This is a genomic window from Micromonospora sp. M71_S20, assembly GCF_003664255.1.
Taxonomy (GTDB): domain Bacteria; phylum Actinomycetota; class Actinomycetes; order Mycobacteriales; family Micromonosporaceae; genus Micromonospora.
This window is the reverse complement of record NZ_RCCV01000004.1, coordinates 1-19866: the sequence shown is the minus strand read 5'-3', so window position 1 is coordinate 19866 and position 19866 is coordinate 1. Positions and strand designations below refer to the sequence as shown.

Here is a 19866-nt window from a genome sequence, read left to right as displayed (position 1 = left end):
CGTTCTCAGGAGCCGAGGGTGGTGAGCGTCTGCACGGTGCGGTTGACCCACACCTGCCCGTCTTGGGCGACCTCGCGCAGGTAGTACGCCTGCACGGGTGTGTGGTTGGTCGGTCCGAACTGCCAGGGGCCCCGGGGTGAGTCGATCGACCCGACCCGCGACAGCGCCGCCAGCAGCGACCGCGAGGTCAGCTCACCGCCCGCCGCGTCGGCCGCGGCGGCCGACGCGGCGGAGCTGGCCGCCGCAGGGCTACCGGAAACCGGTGACGTCGTGGCGGTGGGAGTGGCCGCCGGGGCATCCGGGCGGGCGAGCGCTTCGGCGATGGCCTTGTCCAGCACGAGGGCGGCGTCCCAGGAACAGACGTGGTAGAGGTTCGGCAGGCGCCCGTCGTTGGCCGCCGTGTAGCGGCGCACGAAGTCCCGGTTGGCCGCGTTGTCCAGCGTCGTCGAGTAGTTCAGCGCGGTGTAGACGCCCTTCGCCTGCGCGCCCAGCGCCGCCAACGGCGCGCCCTCGGTGAGGAACCCCGAGGCGTACAGCGGCACATCGACGCCGTACTGCCGGTACTGCTTGACGAACTCGATCGCGGACGCGCCGGCGTAGAAGGTGTAGACAGCTGCCGCCCCAGAGTTCTTGATCTTCGTCAGGTACGGGGAGAACTCAGTGGTCGGGGCCGGCGCCCACGGCGTCCACGTCGGCTCCCCGCCCGGGTTGGCCAGCTTCCCGCCCGCCTTGCGGAACGCGTCGACGAACCCGCCGATCTGGTCGCGTCCGCCGATGTAGTCCGGGCCGATCACCCACACCCGGCCCTCGCCGACCTTCTGCCGCAGGTAGCCGGCAATCGACGCACCAGTCTCCTGACTCAACCACGACGTCGACCACAGGTACGTCGGATCGGCGACCGTGGAGGGCCGGCCGCCAGTGCCGATCAGCGGCACCCCGGACTCCTTCAACAACGGATACAAGGTCTGCACCGTGTCCGCGGTGCCCCCGCCGACCAAGGCGAGAACCTTGTCCTGCTCGATCAGCTTGCGCGCCGACGCGAGCGCGGTGGCTTTACCGTCGCCCTCGTCGGCCTCAATCACCTTCACCTGTCGGCCGCCGAGCTTGCCGCCCAGCTTCTCCAGCGCCAGCCGCCACCCGGCCGCCTGGTCATCGCCAATCGCCTTGTACGGACCGGACTTCGGCACGATCAAGCCGATGCGGATCTCCCCACCAGCGGTGTCCGAGCCGCCGAGGCTCGACCCGGAGCATCCGGAGACGGCGAGCAGCACGGCAGCGACGGCGGCGGCCAAAGCCAGGCGCCACCGAGCCCGGCGGGTGGTTCTTTGAGGGGTCACGGGAGTCGGAGTCCTTTCGTCCAAGTGCATTGCTGGTCAGGAAGGAAGGGGCGTCGAAGGCGGGTGACAGCTGGCGGGTATGGAGGTGATGAGGTGGTGCAGGACGTCCAAGACGGAGGCAGGCTCGGTGGCGTCGCAGGTCAGGACCGGCACCCGCCCGGCGACCCGCAGGGCCTCGCGGATCTCCCGGCGGTTACGCGCGCCACCGAGGGGCCGGTTGATCGCCGCCAGGTACGGCAGACGGCGGGCGTCGAGGTAGTCCAGCGCCGGATACGAGGCCGCCAAGCGGGTGGAGTCGACCAGCACCACAGCCCCGAACACGCCGGTGGCGAGCTGGTCCCACATCCACCACCAGCGCCGCTGATCGGGGGTGGTGCGCAGGGTGACGGTGACGCCGGTGGGCAGGGTGGCGGAGCCGGCCTCCCACACGCTGCCCGGATGGCCAGCCAGCACCAAGTGGCCGTGGCTCGCGGCCCGCAGGAAGCAGGTCTTGCCCGTCCCCGGGCCTCCGGTCACCAGAACCGTGACCGCCGAGGCATGACCGTCAATCACGCTCGGGTCCAAGTCCATGCTCGTCACCGCCGGCACCTGGGTCAGCCCGCCACGCGTGGTCCCGGTCTCGCCTGCTCACCGATGCGTGCCGCGAGCGCCGCCAGCTGGTAGGCGACGAGCGACGGGTCGCAGTCGACGCGGGCCAGCGCCGCCAGCGACGTGCCGTCGGGCACCTGCTGCACGACGAGGATCCCGTCGGCCATCATCAGCAGCTGGAACTGCACACCCCCGGTCAGCAGCAGATCGGTGGCACCGCGGGCCAAACTCACCAGCCCGGACACGATCGCGGCGAGCTGGTCGCCCCGGTCAATCTCCAGGCCGGAGGTGCTGGCCAGCAACAGCCCATCCGCGGACACCGCGACGACGTGCGCCACGGCCGGCATCTGCTGCGCCAACCCGTCCAGCACAGTCGAAAGCTGCGGATTACGGGGTGTGGCAGTAGTGGTGACGCTCATCAGCGTTCTCCTGTCGCGAGGGGAGGAGTGACAGACGCGGCCCGCAGGCCACGCATCGTTCCGGCGACCTGCGCGCGAATCGCCGCAGGATCGATCGGTGCGGAAAACTCGGAGCCGGCGCGCTGCGATGGCAGCCCACCCGGCACCACGTGCGCGTGGGGGCGACGCCGAGGAAGACCAGACGCCGTAAGCCCATCCGTGGCCGGCTCAGCGGTGGACGCCGCCGCCTGCCAGCCCGCGTCAGCGGCAGTGTGGAACGCGCTTGCGTCGTCGGTCTGCGGCCACAACCACGGCGAGCGGGCCGCGACCTCACGAAACACCGGAGTGTCCGCCGGACGGGACCGGCCCGCCGGCAACGACCGTGCTGCCCGCTCACGGCGCACCGGCAGCAACTCCACCGTCACGTCCGGCGGTGGCGCCGGCACCGTCGGCAATGGCCGGGTCGGGCCCGCCCAGCCGTCGCCAGTCCGCGGCACCGCCGGAACCACAGGCTGCACCGGGGCAACCGGGTGGGATGCTGGCACGAGTTCGGGACGGGCGTGGCGCTGAACCTGGCTGGGCACCACAATCTCGCGCACATGAACACGGGTCACGTACTCAGCCGGCACGGTCACCTCAGCCGTGATACCAGTCGGTCGGGTCAAGTTCAGGCGCACACGGACCCCGAACTCGCGGGCGAGCCGCGAGATCACGACCAGGCCCATCTGGTCGGTGACCGTGACCTCCACCTCCGGGCTCGCCAGCAACGCGTTGGCACGATCCAACTGCTCCGCGCCCAGCCCGAGACCGGAGTCGAGCACAAGGATCTGCAGGTCACGCCCCGTCCACCCCGACGACACCCGCACCTGGTCAGCGGAGAAGCGGGTCGCGTTGTCCAACAGCTCCGCCAAGATGGACTTGACCGCATTGACCGCACGAGCATCGATCTCGACCCCAACCAGCTGCTCAACCCTGATACGGGCGAACCCCTCGGTCTCTGACAACGCGGCGTTCACCAGGTCGCCCAACTCCACCGGCTCGCGCTGCGGCTGTCCCAGGCCACCACCGGCGACGGTCAGCAGGTTCAGCCCAAAGCGGCGCAACCGAGTCGCCAGCTGGTCAGCTTTGAACGCCATCGCCAGCCGATCCGGATCCTCCTCGTCCCGCTCCAGGAGATCGATGCTGTTCAGCAATTGCTCCGTGAGCGCCTGCACTCGCCGCCCGACTGAGGTGATCATCGCGCTGACCAGGGCGCGACTTTGCGCCTGATCCGCTGCCGCGTCCACCGCAGAGCGCAACACCAGGTTGAACGCACCCGCGACCCGGCCCACCTCGTCCTGACCGACGACCGGCACCGCCACCCCACCGGCGCCATCGGCCAACCGACGCGCCGACGCAGGATCCGATGTCGCCCGCAGCCGTCTGACCAGGCTCGGCAGCTCCACGTCCGCGACTCGCCGTGCACCCTGTTCCAACAACGACAACTGGCCGATTAGCGACCGCGCCACCCGCACCGCGGTGACCACGGCGACGACCAGCATCACTATCAGCACAGCGGCCTGGAGCGCGGCAGACCGAACCTGCTCCATCCACAGGTCATCAGCGGCAGCCTCGATGTCACCGTTCACGGTCGACTGCACCTGGGCCAGCAGGTCCGCCCGGGTGGTCATCACGCGGCTCCACTGCTCAGCGCCGCCCGCCAACCGGACCGGCTCATACACGCCCGTGCCGGACACCGCCCCATCCAGCCGCACGGCGGCCAGCACGTCCAGGCCAGTCAGCGTCCGACCCAGCAACGCCTGCCACGACGGCCGCGCCAACGCGTCAAACTCACGCAACGCCTCGTCCTGCGCGGACCGGGCGGCCACGATCTCGGCATGCAGCGCCGGGGTCAACCGCCTAGCCGCCAACGCCTGCAACACCGCCACCTGCTGCTGACCCACCGACTCCCGAGCCCGCGACAACGCCACCGCCGCGCGCATCTCGTCAGCGAGCTGAGGAGTAACGCCGCTCTGCGCCACCGCGGGCAGCAAGTCATCAAGATCAGCAATCACCCCGCGGTAACCGAAGGCCACCGCCGACAACGACACCAGCCCATCGCCTCGCACCCGCTGCCGCTGCGCCCCCACGTCCACCAAGCCGGCGTCCACCCTGGTCAACACCAGTCGCACAGACTCCGGCACGTCATCAAGCCGGTCACGCTGCTCGTGAAACCGAGACACCGCACGATCCGTGTCCTGAACCGCACGCTCGAAAGCGGCTGGAGTGACCGTCGAGCCCGGCAGCAGCAGGCCCACCGCAGCGATCCGCTCAACCTGAAGCCGCTGCGTCACCTCCGCAGCGGCCCCACCCGCGGCGAACATGTCCCCAGCGCGCTGCGCCATGCTTGCCTCCGCGACCGAAGACCAGAGACCGAATCCCGTCGAGAGCACTGCCGCCAGCGCGATCGGCACAACGATCAGTGCCGCCTTGAGCCGAACGGGCCAGTCGACCAGTCGACGCGTCCTCACGCGGGAGCCCTGTCTCGCAGTGCTCTCGAAACTCGTCACCCTTCCCCCTGGTTTCTGCTGGTAATCAACCTTGCTGGCCTTGACGGCCAGGATGGTCACTACCGGAGCCCCGCTCGCAGTGCTCGCAGCGCGGGGAGTCGCCACATCCTGGAAAAGCCGATAGTGGCAACGCTGGCCACTCGGCCGATAATTCGGCTGACCAAAACCGCAATCATCCGTTGTCGCAGCGCTAGATCACCGCCTGAGCCGACAATCCCGCTCAGCGCTCCATAGCCCAACCTGAACGTTCACGTCATCCATGAAGATCATGCCGGCCCGACAGCCTTACTGGAACCGGAGGATGCACCAGCCTTGTACTAGTCTTGTACCAGTCTGCCTCCCTGCCAGTCATGATCAAGAACGCGTCCGCCGACCTACACTGGGAGACAGCCCCATCACAATGACTGCAAAATGGACTGGCCAGGAAACTCAGGCTCTCCACGCAGCAAGACGCACGAGCAAACGGATCCACTTCAGAGGCGATTTAATCTTTCCCTACTGCGGAAACTGCGCCTTGTCAACGCCGCCGGCTACCGAGAATTTGTGCACCGGGACAGTGAATGAAGCAAAAGGATGCGGAAGCCGTCGCATTTTCAATCAGAGGAGATACCTACAAGAGCACGCCACGAGAAGGGAGCCGGGGTGGCGATCGTAAAGCGTTGGACAGGCCGAGAGGAAGCAGTGCTTCGTCAAGCGTGGCGGATGAGCATCAGGGCCTACGCCGAGCATCTCGGCGTCGCTAAAGCCACAGTAGTCAATTGGGAAGGCCGCGGCATCAGCGTGGGAGATCGCCAAACGCGGTCCATCGCATGCCGGTGTCGCCGGTGCGAACTGATCGCAGCCGTAGCTGGAACTCGTCAGCCACGCCTGGCGCACTGGACAGCAGCGGTACGGCCGCAGCGATCATCTTCAGTTCACGTGCTTCTTGCAACAAGGGCCAGGATGGATCCTGAGTGATGTCGTAACCGTAGGCGGCTGCCAGTTTGCGGTGTCCATCAGTACGACCGAACCGAACTTCGTTCGCTGGAGGCGGAACGAGGTCGACCTGCCACGGTCCGATGCAGGTCGCATCGAAGTCAAACAGCAATACCTTGCCGAAAACGTCGCGAAGCAAGTTTTCCTCGTGCGCGTCACCATGCACGAGTCCTGGCTCGACGCCCGCCGCGAACTCTTGAAGGCGAGGTTCAAGCTGGTCGCACCAGGCGAGCAGATAGTCTCGGTCACCGTCGGCGAGCCCTTCGGCGTCGTCGAGCCGGCGCCGAGCGTCGTCGATCGGATCCCACACGGGCAGGTGCAGCGGAGGGACGCCGAGGCCATGGAACGCCCGCAGCGTAACGCCGAGGTCACCGGCGTCGGGAGGAGGCTCCTGCGGTGCGACGTAGCGCCACACAGTGGCGAGCAGATCCCCGCCGGCAACAGGCTGGTCAATACCGGCGGCGAGCCGGATGGTCGGTGCATTGACCTCCTCGAACCACACACCTAAGGAGTGTCTCGTAACTCACCGCTAACCTCAGTTAACTGCACCACCCAGCGGCCGGCGAAGCGAATCCCGCGCGCCGTGCAGCGTTGTACTGGCGCTCTACACTTCGGCTCGTGTTGATTCGCGATTTCCGGCCGGTGAATCAGCTCGGCGCGGAGTATCTGGGCGTGTTGACCGTCGTGTCGGCAGCCGGCGGCGCCTTGGTCGCGACCACGTGGATCCGCGCCGACGTGGCGGCCCTGCCGGGCACGATCCTGTGGTGCCTCGCCTTGATGGCGGCGGCGCTCGTGACCGCCCCCGCACAACCTCCCCGCATGGGCATGCTGTGCCTGGCGTGGCTCTTGTCCGGGCTGCTCATATTCGCCAGCGCGATGGGCTTTTACACCGCCGTCCTCGAAGCGCGCGGCAAGCGGGTCGAGGCCACCGTGACGCAGGTACGCGACGGTAGGGAGAAGGGGCGCCACCTCTACTACGCGTTGGCGGATCCGGAGGGGACACGCATTCCCGGCGAGCTGGGCGTGTGGCCGGGCGCGGAGATCGGTGCGAGCCACAATCCCGAAGGCGAGGTCGGCGCGCGGGTCACGGTGATACGGGACCCGGAGGGCCTGGTCGATCCACGCCTGCCGGACGACGTCGATGGTCCTTCCGGGGTGTTCATCTGGCTCGTGGCCTTCACCATGACCGCCGTGGCCTGCATGCTCGCTGGACGACCGCTGAAGCCCAGGGTCGTGGTGCGCCAGCCGCGCGAGGCTTCCGAGACCGGAGGTAGTCGAGCCCGGCGGCGACGGCGTAAGCGACGCCTCCGTCGGTCCTGACCTCGCCAGGCGGTGTACACACCGTCACATTCCAACCGCAGGGACCGCACCACACACCGACTGCCGCCCCCGGGCCTTGTCGTCCGCATCTAAGGGACGTCTCGTAACTCGGGGATCGGTCCATGGTGGATCATGTCGGGGGTGCAGGTGATTTCGGCGGCCCGCCAGGAGTGGATCTTTCCGTTCACCGGGCTGCAGCCCGCCCAGTTCCGCAGGCTGGTGCGGCTGGTCGCCGAGCGTGGCGGGGACGCGATCGCTGACGGCCGGGCCGGCAGTGGTCGCTTGACCTCGCCGATCGGGTGTTGCTGGTCGCCGCGTACTGGCGCACGAACCTGACGATGCGGCAGATCGGCCCGCTGTTCGGGGTGTCGCACTCCGCCGCGCACCGGGTCATCGACACCGTCGGACCCCTGCTCGCTCTGGCGCCGGGGCGCCGGCGTCGGGTCGACCAGGTCACCATCGTCGACGGCACCCTGGTCCCGACCCGGGACCACCGGCTGGCCGCCCCGAGCAAGAACTACCGCTACAGCACGAATCTGCAGGTCGCCATTGACGCCCACACCCGCCTCGTCGTGGCCCTCGGCGACCCGCAACCCGGCAACCGCAACGACACCATCGTCTACCGCACCTCGGGCATCGACCAGAAGCTGGCCGGACGGCCTGTCATGGCCGACGGTGCCTACCGCGGCAACCCCGACGTGATCATCCCGTACCGCAAGCCCGCCGACGGCAGCGAGTTACCCGAGTGGAAGAAGGAGCTGAACAAGCAACACCGCACCGTCCGCGCGCAGGTCGAACACGCCCTGGCCCGCATGAAGTGCTTCAAGATCCTGCGCGACTACCGCCGCGCCGCCAGCACATTGACCGACACCGCTTCCGGCATCGCCCATCTCCACAACATCATCCTCGCGGGGTGACACCAGCACCGTTGCCAGGCAACGCCTTCACTGGGTTACGAGACATCCTTTAGCTCCGCGACCTTGTGCACGCGTGCGTGCAACCGATACGTGCGCGTGATTCGCACAACCAGCCCGGCGGCCGGCAACGCGAAGACGGCGTTGTTCGTCAGCCTCAACAAACGAGCGTCCGCGTCATCGACGCCGAGCTGGCCGGAGATGTTCGCAAGTGCACGCCGCATCGCCGCTGCGGTGAACCGGCCATCTGCGCCTGTCATGCGACTGAGGTGGGTCGAGGCAGAGCCCGTATGAAGTCGGCGACCTCCGGCAAATGCATGTGTTGCGTGGCGTCTCGACGTAGGTTGGCGATCCGTTCAATCACGCGCGGCGAGGTCAGCGTCTCGGCCTGTTTCTGGGCGGTGTTGCCGGCGTGCATCGCTAGGTCGGGAGCGTCTGCCAGGAAGTACGCGCTGGCCAAACCGACCTGGTTGAGGACGGTGCTGCGCGTGTTCTGTGGGCCAAAGGCGTTGATCGCGTCGGTGACCCAGCGCACCGCGTCGCATCAAATATGGCGCTCGGTTCCGGACTCTCGCTATTTCGCACCCGACTAATCCTCACCGCCCTCGACCTTTCCCCCGACCTTCCCACAGCCGCCGCAGCCGCCGTGATCGATCGGCTGGCCACAGAGGTATTCCAGGAACAGGATGCCAACGCCGCGCGTGAACTCCTCAAAAACCCAGCCGTCGGTCCCGAACACCACGGCCCACTGCGGCAGATGATCAGCGCAAGCGGCCTCTGCCTCGGACAACTTCCTGACTCAGCCCGCCGCACTCTATCGTCGGCACTCGCCCTGGCCGCAACCGTGATACGCCGCACCCAATCCAACCATTTAATTCCATTTCCGAAAAACTGCTGAGTCGATTTCACGCCTGCGCGACGGTGATGCTCATGGTGGCAGCCAGGCGCTCACGGCCTTCCCCCGAAAGGGCGACGGGTGGGAGGCCAGGGCCCTCCCCACGAGGCAGCTCCAGGACGGGCGCGTTTTGTCACATGCACCCAATGAGATGCTTCTATAGCTGTCAAGTGGGGGGGATGGCTGGGTTGGCGCCATTCAGAGTCCGGAAGAATTGTCTGCTGATGTAGCGCTTGAGGCTGCGCATGATCTCGCGTTTGGTGCGGCCCTCGCTGGTGCGGCGGGTGACGTAGTCGCGGGTGCGGGCATCGTGGCCCATGCGGACCAGCGCGACGGTGTAGAGCGCTCGGCTCAGGCGTCGGTCACCGCCGCGGGCTGAGCCGGTGTCGGATGGTATTGCCTGACGAGGCCGGTAGGGGCCGCACCGGCCAGCGCGGCGAACGCCGCTTCGGAGCGGACTCGTCCAGGGTGTGACCGGGTCAGGCTGGCCCACCCCCGAACCGGCCGGACACGCAGTCGCGTGTCCATGTCGCTGGGGCATCGTGCAAACTGATCAGCGGATAGTCGCTTTGACGCTGAGTGCATGGCCTGGGGGATACCCGTGGAGACGGTACGGCGGTGGACGGGCCGCGAGGCGAAAGCATTGCGCCTGGCGCTGCGTATGAGCGTGCGCGGCTTCGCCGAGCACCTGGGGCTCACTCCGACGGCTGTCTCCAACTGGGAAAAACGCGGCGCCACAAGCCGAATGCGCTACGAGACCCAGCAGATGCTCGACGTCGACCTTGCACGGGCATCGACCGAGGTCAGGCAGCGCTTCGCTCAGGCCCTCCAGGCGGCAGCCGCTACCGTGCCAAGCCAACCGCCGCCACCCGTCGACGGCCCTCAGCCGACAGGGCAAGACCTCGGTACCCGCACCAGAGAACGGACCGCTGCCGTGCTCGCGGCGTTCGGTGTCCAGCATCCCGACGACCTTGGCTATGTGCCGCCGGCCGACGTCCAGCGGCTGGTGGCGGACTTGTTGGCCTCGACCTCCCGCGTCTTCCTGGTCACCGGTCCCCCGGGCTGCGGCAAGTCCAGCTTCACCCGCCACCTGGCGGCGCAGGTTCCCGGTGTGGATGTTCAGCTGCTGACCACGGACTCGTGGAGTGGGGACCTCGATCTGGCGCGAGAGATCCTCCGCTACGGTTCCCTGCCAGCCGGCGAGGATCCCCTGTTGACTCTGGAAGACGAGAGCCAGAGCCTGTCCCGGCCGCTGTTGGTCGTCATCGACAGTCCGCAGTCCCGCGCTGTGGTCGACAAGGTCTGCCGCCAACTGGACGCCACGCTGCGGCAGGTGCTCTCGAAGAATTTGCGGTTTCTCCTCGTGCTGCGTACGCCACCGGAAATCGAGCTCGCGCCCTATCCCGTCCTGGCGGCAGCGGTCGTCCCCGGTCAGGATCCCGGCGTTGGTGCCTCGCTACCGCTCGGACGCTGGGACACTGGCACCGCTCGGCAGGTGTGGAACGCCCGGCGGCACGAGGGCGAGCCCTCGTTCGACACGCTACCCGCGAAGATCCGCAACCTGGTGCGTCTGCCGCTGTACATGAGCCTCATCCGGGCCGCCAAGTCGACTGAACCGCTCGGAGAAACCAACGCCTACCGGCTCGTGGAATTCTGCGTCGCTTCGATCTTGAAAGCCGCAGGCCTGGATGTCGAACGCGCCACCGCGGCCCTGACCGCCCTTGCGCGACGGCAGCTCGCCGCAGCATGGCCTCACCACCTGCTCCCCCCGATCCAAGCCGACTCAGACAATGCTGATGATGTCACCGCGTCCTCGGCGACAGGGCTCGTGCGGTCCGGACCGACCAGCGGCCTGACGTTCTATCACGACGTCATTCGCGAGTTCCTCTTCGCACGCTGGCTCGCCCAGCTCATCGAGGCCCAGGGGCGCTCGACCGTCACCATCGAGCTGCTCAACGACCTGGCCACCCGCACAAACCAGTCAGGCGACCTGCGAGGCGTCCTCGAATTCGCCTTGCAGGGCTTGGACGCCACGACACCGGAGCTGCTGGCCGCCGTCGCCCAGTCACCATCGGTCAGCATCACCGAAACGCTGCCGATGATGCTCGAACTCACCGGCGATGCCCCCGCCTTCGCCACCGCCGAGGTGCTGCGCGTATGCGCCTCACGGTGCCTACACGACAATGGGCTTCCCCTCGCCAGAGCCCTCCTGCACACCAGCGCAGCCGCCACAGCCCTCGGCTCGGAGTACCCCCGATGGATGCTCCGAGTGCTGCGCCGCTTCGGCCCGACAGTCTGGTCCGACATCGTGGCGTGCGTCGAGAGGCAGCTACCCATCGCCGCTGTCCACGACTTCGTTCGCCTCGCACAACTCGACGCCGTAGAGGATGCGGTGTTCATCGCCCGGCATTTCCACGTCTTCCTCGCCACCGACAACGGCAGTTCTCACGAGCTGAAGGCACTCCTGGCCCATCCCGACTGGCGAGCCCGCGCCGCCCTCGTCGAAGGAATCCGAGCAGGCCGTGCTGTCCCGCTCCACACGATCACCGAGGTCCTGGAAGCGTTGGTCGCGGACCGCGACTACAAGGTTCGCGCCGCCGTGGCCGACACTGTCGGCCGCTCGACCGCATCCGGCACGAAACACCTGCTCACCACTCTCCTCAACGACCGCAACTGGCACGTCCGCGAACGCCTCCTCCAAGGGCTCGCCGCCCGAGCCGGGCACGACGACTCCGCTGCCGACCTGGTCATCAGCAACCAGGACGCCTGGCGACACGGCCCTCGAAACGTCCGAGTCGCCGCACAGCGGCTTCTACTCAAGTCCGGCAGACAACCGATCCACGACGAAGACTCAGCTCGTGGTGCCCTGTTCGGCCTACTTCGAGAAGCCCGCACCGGTGCCCTACGGCTCCCTCCGGATGTCAAATCCGCCCTGATTCGCCGGGGCGGCACCTCAACCGACTGGCTCGTCCGCACCGAAGCCAACCTGCTCGACGGACATGACACAAGCACGATCACGACCGCAGGCATCAGCAAGGAAGCCTTCCGCCGTCTCCGAGACCGACGCGCACTCCAGGTCGCACTCGATGTCCGCGACATCGACTACGCCATCAGCGTCGCGCAGGCCGCCGTCACCGCTGGCGTGCGATTCATCGAGATCGGCGACCCGCTCATCAAGAGCGTCGGCGTCCAGGCAATCAGCGCCGTCAAGCAACAAGCACCAGGTGCATGGATCGTCGCTGAGATGATGTCGGCAGACTGGGGACGCGACCAGGTGGTCCTCGCGACCGAGGCCGGAGCCGACGTCGTGCTACTCATCGGACCCGCCAGTATCGCCAGCGTCTCGGCAGCCGTCGAGGCCAGCAAGCGCCTCGCCGTCCCCGTCATCATCGACGTCCCCACCGGCCGGCTGAATCAAGGCTGGGTCCAGGACATGGAACGCGCGGGAGTCGACGGCTTCGCCATCACCACGAACATCGACCTGGGCGTAGCCGGTTTCCACCCCCTCGACCAGGCGCAACTGATCAGGTCGTGGACCAAACTGCCGGTCGCGGTCTCCGGCGGCTTCGAACCCACCGACGTCGAAGCCAGCCGACGACGCTCCTGGGACATCCTCGTCGTCGGTCGCGGAGTCACCGACTCCCTGGACCCCGCCGTCGCCGCACGGGACCTCGCCGCATCGATCGAGCTTGCCGAAGGACACCGATCATGATCATCACTTCGCTCACGGTCGACCGCATCCCCGACCTCGAAAAACTGCTCGCGCTGGGAGAGCCACATATCAGGCTGCGGGGCTCATCGGACTACTGGCTGTACGCCACGCTGTTCGCCAACACCTGTCCACTCGCCATCGTCAACGGGCAGGTCGTCGGCAGCGTGATCGCCTTCCGCAGCCAGGTCGACCCGTCAGAGATCTACCTACAGGACGTCATGACGCACCCCAGTCACCGTCGGCAAGGGGTCACGCGGGCGCTCGTGAAGGAAGTCCAAGGCCAAGGCGCTCTCTGGGGATGCCGACGCCTCTACCTCACCTCGGAACCTGACAACGGCGCTGCGCATCGGGCTTGGCTCGCCTTGGGATTTACCAACCTCCCTGGCGATGCCGTCGAGCAAGGAGTGTCCGTAGCCCACGACTACAAGGGGCCCGGGAAACACCGTTCGGTGTACGAACGTCAACTTGAACCGTGACCTGTCCTGGGCGTACACCAACAGGCCATGTGCCGCACCAACCTGCGGTCGAGGTGGACGATTGACGCCCCATACAACGCGATTGATGGAATAGTGGAGAATGGGAATTCTCCCGACGACAACTGGCGGCCTGACGCCAGCATAGTTGTTTCGTTAGCGGCGAAGCGAAAGCAAGGGCGGGATTGATGCCAGCGGCATCACCAGCGGCGCATTGCCGGATACGCCCTTGCGGTACCGTTTCCTGCGATTCTATCTGAATGGCTAGCCCGTGACGCAGCCGGCATCGCTTGCGACGTCCGCAATAGGTAGCAGCCTATTTAGTGCGCGTGTGAAGCAGGAGGCAAAGAGCGGCCACCGTTGTTCCGGCGACGATGTCGCGTTTGGCGATGAGGTGAGGGATTTCGGTGAGGGCGATCCAGTTAACTGATTGACTTTCGTGGTGGTCCTCGGGTGCGCCGAGGTGTTGTGCGTGGGTCGCGGTGTAGATGTGGTGTTCGCTGGTGAGTAGTCCGGGGGAGGGTTGGACGTATAGCAGCGGTGTGATCGGACCTTCGGCGCGCCATCCGGTCTCTTCTTGTGCCTCGCGTACGGCTGCGGCTGGGGGCGTCTCGTCTGGTCGGATGCTGCCTTGGGGGATTTCCCATCCCCAGGTGTCGGTGATGAAGCGGTGCCGCCAGATTAGGAGCACTTTTTCGTTGATGATGATGGCGAGGCCGGCGCCGGGTGCGGCGGTGCGGATGAGGCGGTGGTCGAGGTGGCGGCCGTCAGGTAGCTCGACGTCGGCGCTGGCGAGGTGGACCCATGGGTCTTGGTAGAGGGTCCGTTCGGAGTGGATCGTCCAGCGCATCAGGGTCCTGTCGGGTCGTCGGCGTGGTGGTGTGCTCGTTCGAGGAACGCGGCAACGGCAGGTTGGGTTGCGTGTGGCTTCAGAGCTGTGGTGACCTGCCGGATACGGTCGGCGAGCCTGCCGGATTCCATGCCGGTAAGCCGGTCGAGCATGCGGTGGCCGGTCGCGATGGCATGTTCGAGGTCGCCTTGGGCCGTGAGGACGAGGGTGAGGCCGGCGTGCCGGTGGACCTGTCCGCGTAGGTGGGTGGTGGTGGCGGTGCGGACGGATTCGTCTGCGTAGCTACGGGCGGCGGTGAGATCGCCGAGGCGGCGGAGGGCTTCGGCGACTTGGGTTTCGATCAGGCCGGGTTGAACGTAGGACACTTCCACGGGCCCGGAGCTGGGGTCGAGACGGACGGCGAGGGCTTCGGCGCGGCGGAGGTGGTCGTGGCTGCTGGTTGTGTCGTGCATGCGGGCGTATGCCTTGCCTGCGAGGGCATGCAGGTCGGCGGCCAAGGCGTGGGAGATAGCGGGGCCGCTGGCGCGTAGGGCGGCTTGGGTGTACTGGACGACGAGCCGGTGTTCGCGCAGGTGGAGTGCCTGGTTAGCCATGACGGCGACGATGTAGGCGCCGAGCGCGCGATCGCCAGAGGCTTTGGCCAGCCGCAGCGCGGTGAGTAGGTGGCGCTGAGCCAGGGCTTGCCGGTTGGCGTCGTAGGCGCAGACACCGGCAAGCGCGGCGAGTCCGGCGACGGCTTGGAAGAGGTCCCGGCCGCGGCTGTTGTCGTAGGCGGCGCGCAGCAGGGGCGCGGCCTGGCCAGTGAGAGTGTCTACGACGCGGGCTCGCACCGGTAGGCCACCGACGCGCCGATACATCTCCTGGTAGCGGGTACGAGCGAGCCGCAGACGGATGACGTCGACCGGGTCGACACGCCGGGGCCCGGTCCGAGTGAGGTTGTCGTTGTCGGGTGGATGCTCCCACTCCCACAACGGTGCGGTGGCTTGGGCGCCGATCAACGGCTTGGTGGGGTGGCGGCCTTTCTGGTCACCGCGCCACACGGCGGCGGCCCGCTCGATCAGCCCCGCCACTGTCGCCGGTTCGTGGTCATGGTCGGGCGCCATGCCGATGTCGGCCAAGGTCACGGTGGTACCGAGCCGGTCACCGATGATCCGGCAGATCAGCAGCGGCACCGGGTGACGGGGGATGGCCTGGTCGCGGATCCACCGGGCGACGGAGGCATGGTCGTAGCGCAGCGCCGTGTCGAGTGCATTCAGGTGCCGGGCCAGGCTGGCGTGGGACATAGCGGCGCGGTCGAGGAGAGCATCGAGCAGGATGTTCGCCTCCGTCATCTGTTCAGCCTAGAGACAGCAGCGCTGCGGGCGTAGGGGTGTGGGCTACTCACACCCTGTGTGAATCCGTCGCACCTGCCGCCGGGAACACACGCTGCCTGCCATCGGTGTTGCTCCATACCGTCGACGTATCGGCGCGGTGGCCGACGCACAGGGAGGCTCGGCCACCGCGACCGCCGGTTCTCCACATCAGTTGAGGAAAGGGTCATGCACATGACGGTGCAAATGCCGGCCGCGGAGGCGGTGGGTGCGAGGACGGCGCAAACCCCCAACGAGAGGACAGTGCAGAGGGTTCTAGTCACCGGCGGTGCGGGGTTCATTGGCTCGCATTTCGTCAAGCGGTTGCTCGCCGCCGGCGACAGCACGATTACCGTGGTTGACGCGCTCACCTATGCAGGGCACCTGGGCAACCTGGGTCCTGTGCTGGATGACTCCCGGGTCACGTTCGTCAAGGGCACGCTGGACGATCGGGCGTTGATCGATGGTTTGGTCTCCGACAGCGATATCGTCGTGCACTTCGCCGCCGAGTCGCACGTGACGCGGTCGCTCGGCGATGCCGGGTCCTTCGTCCAGACCAACGTGGTGGGTACCTTCCACCTGCTGGACGCGGCCCGCACGTACGGGGTGGACAAGTTCGTGCACGTTTCCACCGACGAGGTGTACGGCCCGCTGCGCACCGGCACGGCCCGCGAGGACGACCCGCTGTGCCCGACGGTTCCCTACGCGGCGTCGAAGGCGGCTGCGGAGCAGATCGCGATGTCGTACTTCCATACCTACGGGGTGCCGGTGTGCATCACCCGATCGGTCAACAACTACGGCGCCGGCCAGCACCACGAGAAGCTGGTGCCGTTGTTCATTACCCGGCTGCTCTCCGGTCAGAACGTGACTCTGCACGGCCGGGGCCAGCACGTGCGCAACTGGCTGCACGTAGAGGACAACTGCCAGGGCATCGACCTCGTCATGCGCCGAGGACTGCCCGGTGAGGCCTACAACATCGGCGGCGGCACCGACCTGACGAACAAAGAGATGACAGCTCTGCTTCTCGCCGAGGTCGGTGCGACCTGGGATCGTGTCGAGTACGGCCCGGACCGTCTCTCCAACGACATCCGGTACTCCATCGATTCGAGCAAGGTCCGCGCTGACCTCGGCTACCACCCGACATGGGAGCTGACGGCTGGCTTGGCCCAGACCGTGCAGTGGTACCGCGACAACTGCGACCGGTGGGACACCCCGCAGTTGGCCGCGATGGGTGCCAGCGCGAACGGGCACGGCTATGTCGGCTGACCTCACCGATCGGCCGTTGCTGGTCACCGCCGTCGGTGGCGCCCCCGGCTTCGACCTGGCGCGGGTCCTGCACCTCGCCGGCTACCAGGTCATCGGCACTGACACGAATCCGCTCGCCGCCGGACTGTTCCTGCCCGGCCTCACCCCCCGGGTGGTTCCGCCCAGCCGTGACGCGCGATACACCGGCGCCCTACTCGACATCTGCCGGTCAGAACGCCCGGCAGCGCTCATTCCCACCGACGAGAGCGAGATTCTGCGGCTCGTCGAGCTGCGGGACCAACTCCATGCTCTCGGCGTACGGACCTGGCTCCCCTCGCCCGCAGCGATGACCGCCTGCCACGACAAAGCCGAGTTCCACCGGCTGGCCCGCCTGCACGGCGTCCCGACACCGCGCACGTGGCTGCCAGCCGAACTCGACCGGATCCCCGAAGGCATCGATCTGGTCGTCAAACCCCGACGGGGCCACGGCGGCAAGGGCCTGCACATCTGCCACACCGTGCGCCAGGCGCGCGTACTGTGCGAACTGGTCGACGACCCACTCGTGCAGGAACGAATCTCCGGATCGGAGTTCACCGCCGACTGCCTCATCGACCACGACGGGAACGTCTCGGCAATCACCCGCCACCGGCTCACAGTCCGCAACGGTTTGTCTGTGGCCGCGCGCACCTTCCACGACGACCAGGTGGCCAAGACGGTTACCGCCACCGTCGCCGCCCTCGGCATGACCGGACTGTGCTGCGTCCAGGGATTCCTCACCGACGACCCAGGCCGAGTCCTCATCACCGAGGTCAACGGGCGGATCGCCGGCGCGTTCCCGATCAGCGAAGCAGCCGGCGCCGATCTCATCGGTCAGTTCCTCAACGGCATGTTCGGCCGGGCCGTCAACCACGACCGGCTCCGCTACACCCCCGACATTCACCTGATCAAGTACGTCGACACGATCGTCGCCGGCCCCACGCCGTTGGCCGCTACCCGGCCGATCCCATCTCCCGTGCCATCGCCGAGCCCCAACGGAGGCCTCCGATGACCATCGCACTCCCCGGCGGTGCCAGCCGCAACGCCGGCCCCATCCTGTACGGACCCGAAATCAAGGCCGTCACCGACGCTCTGCTCGCCGGGCACTACGGCCACGGCCCGATCACCGAACGCTTCGAGACAGACCTCGCCAACTACCTCGGCGTTCCCGACGTCGTCTGCGTCGCCACGGGCACCGTCGCGATGCAGCTTGCACTGCTCACCGCCGGGATCGGCCCCGGCGACGAGGTGATCGTCCCCTCGCTAACGTTCTGCTCCACGATCCAAGCAATCATCGCCACCGGCGCCAACCCGGTATTCATCGAGGTCGACAAGAGCAGCCTCTGCGTCCGCGCCGACGACATCCTCGCCGCAGTGACCTCGACGACCAGGGCAGTCATGCCCGTGCTCTACTCCGGCCGAGCCGTCGACCTCACCGGCATCCAGGAGCATCTGAACGACAGCGGCATCCACATCATCGAGGACGCGGCGCAAGCCTTCGGCTCCAACCTCGACGGGCGGCTGGTCGGCACCAACCGACGCATCATGACGTGCTTCTCCTTCGGCCCGATGAAGAACCTCACCTGCGGCGAAGGCGGCGCGATCGTACCCCGCACCCCTGAGCAGGCCGAAAAGCTGCGCCGGATGCGGACCACCGGCATCGCCCAGACCCTCGCCCAACGAGCCGAGGCCACCACGTACGACGTCATCGGCTTCGGTGTGCGGGCTCACCTGCAATCGATGAATGCCGCGATCGGCTCGGTGCAGCTCGCCAACTTCGATCAGGCACGCATGATCCGCCAGCAGCTATGGCACCGGTATGCCGCAGCTCTCGCTGACCTGCCCAACGTCGAGCTTACCGACGTCGACATCGACCACACCGTCCCGTTCAACTGCGTGGTGCAGATACCCGACCGCAACCGGATCTTCCACCAGATGCGGGCCGCAGGAATCGGAGTCGGTGTCCACTACCCGCCCAACCACCTCCAGCCGGCCTTCGAACAGTGGACGACCAGCCTGCCGGCCACCGAGGAGATCGGCCAGCGCATCCTCACCCTGCCGTTCCATCCCTCGCTGAGTTCCGACGACATCGACCGAGTCGTAGCCGCTCTGCACGACGCCCTCGCTGGCTGACGCCGGTACTCGCACGGCACCCCTCGGTTTGGCCCCTTCATGGCCCTCACCCACGAACGGACGTCACCATGCTGTCCTCGACTCACCACCTCCCCCCGCCTTTGATCGCCACGGCGGCCAAGGTCCTCCCTCCCGGATTCGCGGCTGAACTGGAACGGCTCGCCGCGCAACCGGTGAACCAGCTGTCGGCCATCCGAGAGTTCGTCGCCGACCCCGGCCTGCCGTCCTGGGCCGTGGACACCATCCAGCAGATCCTCAACGACGAGGACCACCTGGCGGAGATCGCCCACCAATCCTTCGCGCACCCTAACGGCTTCGACTCCATCCCCTTGGAGAACAGCCACCCGAGCCACCGCGTCCGACTGCACGTGTGGTGGCCGGAGGCACCGCTGCTTACCGAAGACATCCACAACCACGCCTGGAGCTTCGGCTCCCGCCTCCTGTCCGGTGCACTGAACTTTCAGACCTATCGGCAGTCGGACGAGGGCTCGCCGTATCTGCACTACCCGTGGCAGCTCGGCGGCAGCTTCGCGTACGACAACAGCGCCGTGACCACCGTCAAGCTCGCCCCGGTCCTGAACGCCACCTTCGCCGAGAACACGTACTACACCTTCGACCTGACTGAACTCCATCGCGTGGCACCGGTCAAAACCCAGCGGCCGGTCAGCACGCTGGTGATCATCGGCAGCTGGCAGCGCGACGGGTCGGATGTCTACACCGAGAAACCACGCCACGGCGAGGGCTACCGGCCGCTCAAGAACCCCTACCCGCCCCGCAAGCTCGCCGAGCGGCTACGCCGCTACCTCGACAGTCTTTGACCTCTTGCCCGGCTCGCTGAACCGAGGACGCGGCACACAGCGAGCCGGGCCCGCATACCGTCAAGCCGGCCACGTACGGGTGCACATCGTGACGGCGGCCCGCGAACCAGAATGCGCAAGGGTCGGACACTGAGCACCGATCGCATTGGTGCAGTCGTAGCGGCCCTCGGAACAGCTCACTGCCCGGCCTCATATAACGACCCGCCCGGCCCGCCCCCAGCAACCGTCGAACGGAGCAACCGCGATGCCGCCAGCATCACCAGCTCATCGAATC

16 protein-coding genes and 3 pseudogenes are annotated in these 19866 nt (G+C 67.1%); 8 read left to right on the top strand and 11 right to left on the bottom strand.

Going from position 1 to position 19866, the window contains the following annotated elements:
- Positions 1-5 precede the first annotated feature (5 nt).
- The 5 genes from DER29_RS29480 to DER29_RS29460 form a co-directional block, all read right to left on the bottom strand.
- Positions 6-1337, bottom strand: a complete 1332-nt coding sequence (locus tag DER29_RS29480) for an ABC transporter substrate-binding protein (RefSeq protein ID WP_121400960.1) — start codon at positions 1335-1337, stop codon at positions 6-8.
- Positions 1338-1373: 36 nt separating this feature from the next.
- Positions 1374-1907: a hypothetical protein gene (locus DER29_RS29475; RefSeq protein WP_121401431.1), complete on the bottom strand. Its 534-nt coding sequence runs from the start codon at positions 1905-1907 to the stop codon at positions 1374-1376.
- A 23-nt stretch (positions 1908-1930) separates the two neighbouring features.
- A complete protein-coding gene (locus tag DER29_RS29470) occupies positions 1931-2344 on the bottom strand; it encodes a roadblock/LC7 domain-containing protein (RefSeq protein WP_121400959.1) in 414 nt (137 codons plus the stop codon).
- Positions 2344-4872, bottom strand: coding sequence for an ATP-binding protein (locus DER29_RS29465; RefSeq protein WP_121400958.1), 2529 nt, complete (start codon positions 4870-4872; stop codon positions 2344-2346). Before DER29_RS29465 ends, DER29_RS29470 begins: the two co-directional genes overlap by 1 nt.
- A gap of 775 nt (positions 4873-5647) precedes the next feature.
- Positions 5648-6349 (bottom strand): phosphotransferase family protein, encoded by a 702-nt coding sequence (locus DER29_RS29460; protein WP_121400957.1) that lies wholly within the window; start codon positions 6347-6349, stop codon positions 5648-5650.
- 116 nt (positions 6350-6465) lie between these two features.
- Between DER29_RS29460 and DER29_RS29455 the strand changes: the two genes are divergently transcribed.
- Together DER29_RS29455 and DER29_RS29450 are read left to right on the top strand one after the other, a co-directional pair.
- Positions 6466-7167, top strand: coding sequence for an MFS transporter (locus DER29_RS29455; protein ID WP_148710123.1), 702 nt, complete (start codon positions 6466-6468; stop codon positions 7165-7167).
- 141 nt (positions 7168-7308) lie between these two features.
- Positions 7309-8084, top strand: a pseudogene (locus DER29_RS29450) (transposase family protein).
- Positions 8085-8134: 50 nt separating this feature from the next.
- Here the strand turns inward: DER29_RS29450 and DER29_RS34315 are convergent.
- The 4 genes and pseudogenes from DER29_RS34315 to DER29_RS35685 all read right to left on the bottom strand — a co-directional run.
- A pseudogene (locus DER29_RS34315) lies at positions 8135-8341 on the bottom strand (aminoglycoside phosphotransferase); the annotation flags it as partial.
- Positions 8338-8616 (bottom strand): hypothetical protein, encoded by a 279-nt coding sequence (locus DER29_RS29440; RefSeq protein WP_121400954.1) that lies wholly within the window; start codon positions 8614-8616, stop codon positions 8338-8340. The pseudogene DER29_RS34315 and the gene DER29_RS29440, both read right to left, overlap by 4 nt.
- A 54-nt stretch (positions 8617-8670) precedes the next feature.
- The gene (locus tag DER29_RS34310) at positions 8671-8871 is read right to left on the bottom strand and encodes a hypothetical protein (RefSeq protein ID WP_158619092.1); all 201 of its coding nucleotides are present in this window, start codon (positions 8869-8871) and stop codon (positions 8671-8673) included.
- 271 nt (positions 8872-9142) lie between these two features.
- A pseudogene (locus DER29_RS35685) lies at positions 9143-9450 on the bottom strand (transposase); the annotation flags it as partial.
- Positions 9451-9577: 127 nt separating this feature from the next.
- On the opposite strand from DER29_RS35685, the gene DER29_RS29425 reads away from it, so the two are divergent.
- On the top strand, positions 9578-12688 hold the full coding sequence (locus tag DER29_RS29425) for an orotidine 5'-phosphate decarboxylase / HUMPS family protein (protein WP_233600235.1): 3111 nt from the start codon (positions 9578-9580) through the stop codon (positions 12686-12688).
- On the top strand, positions 12685-13164 hold the full coding sequence (locus DER29_RS29420) for a GNAT family N-acetyltransferase (RefSeq protein WP_121400953.1): 480 nt from the start codon (positions 12685-12687) through the stop codon (positions 13162-13164). The genes DER29_RS29425 and DER29_RS29420 overlap by 4 nt, the downstream gene beginning before the upstream one ends.
- Before the next feature lie 313 nt (positions 13165-13477).
- On the opposite strand, the gene DER29_RS29415 is transcribed toward DER29_RS29420, so the two are convergent.
- Both DER29_RS29415 and DER29_RS29410 read right to left on the bottom strand, forming a co-directional pair.
- On the bottom strand, positions 13478-14011 hold the full coding sequence (locus DER29_RS29415; RefSeq protein WP_121400952.1) for an NUDIX hydrolase: 534 nt from the start codon (positions 14009-14011) through the stop codon (positions 13478-13480).
- The gene (locus DER29_RS29410; RefSeq protein ID WP_199729602.1) at positions 14011-15342 is read right to left on the bottom strand and encodes a transcriptional regulator; all 1332 of its coding nucleotides are present in this window, start codon (positions 15340-15342) and stop codon (positions 14011-14013) included. Before DER29_RS29410 ends, DER29_RS29415 begins: the two co-directional genes overlap by 1 nt.
- 207 nt (positions 15343-15549) lie before the next feature.
- On the opposite strand from DER29_RS29410, the gene rfbB reads away from it, so the two are divergent.
- From rfbB to DER29_RS29390, 4 genes are all read left to right on the top strand, one after another.
- Positions 15550-16626, top strand: coding sequence for a dTDP-glucose 4,6-dehydratase (rfbB, locus tag DER29_RS29405; RefSeq protein ID WP_233600234.1), 1077 nt, complete (start codon positions 15550-15552; stop codon positions 16624-16626).
- Between the two features lie 16 nt (positions 16627-16642).
- Positions 16643-17653, top strand: coding sequence for an ATP-grasp domain-containing protein (locus DER29_RS29400; protein WP_199729601.1), 1011 nt, complete (start codon positions 16643-16645; stop codon positions 17651-17653).
- Positions 17650-18774, top strand: coding sequence for a DegT/DnrJ/EryC1/StrS aminotransferase family protein (locus DER29_RS29395; RefSeq protein ID WP_121400950.1), 1125 nt, complete (start codon positions 17650-17652; stop codon positions 18772-18774). Before DER29_RS29400 ends, DER29_RS29395 begins: the two co-directional genes overlap by 4 nt.
- 101 nt (positions 18775-18875) lie before the next feature.
- Positions 18876-19592, top strand: coding sequence for a hypothetical protein (locus DER29_RS29390; protein WP_121400949.1), 717 nt, complete (start codon positions 18876-18878; stop codon positions 19590-19592).
- Positions 19593-19866: the final 274 nt, after the last annotated feature.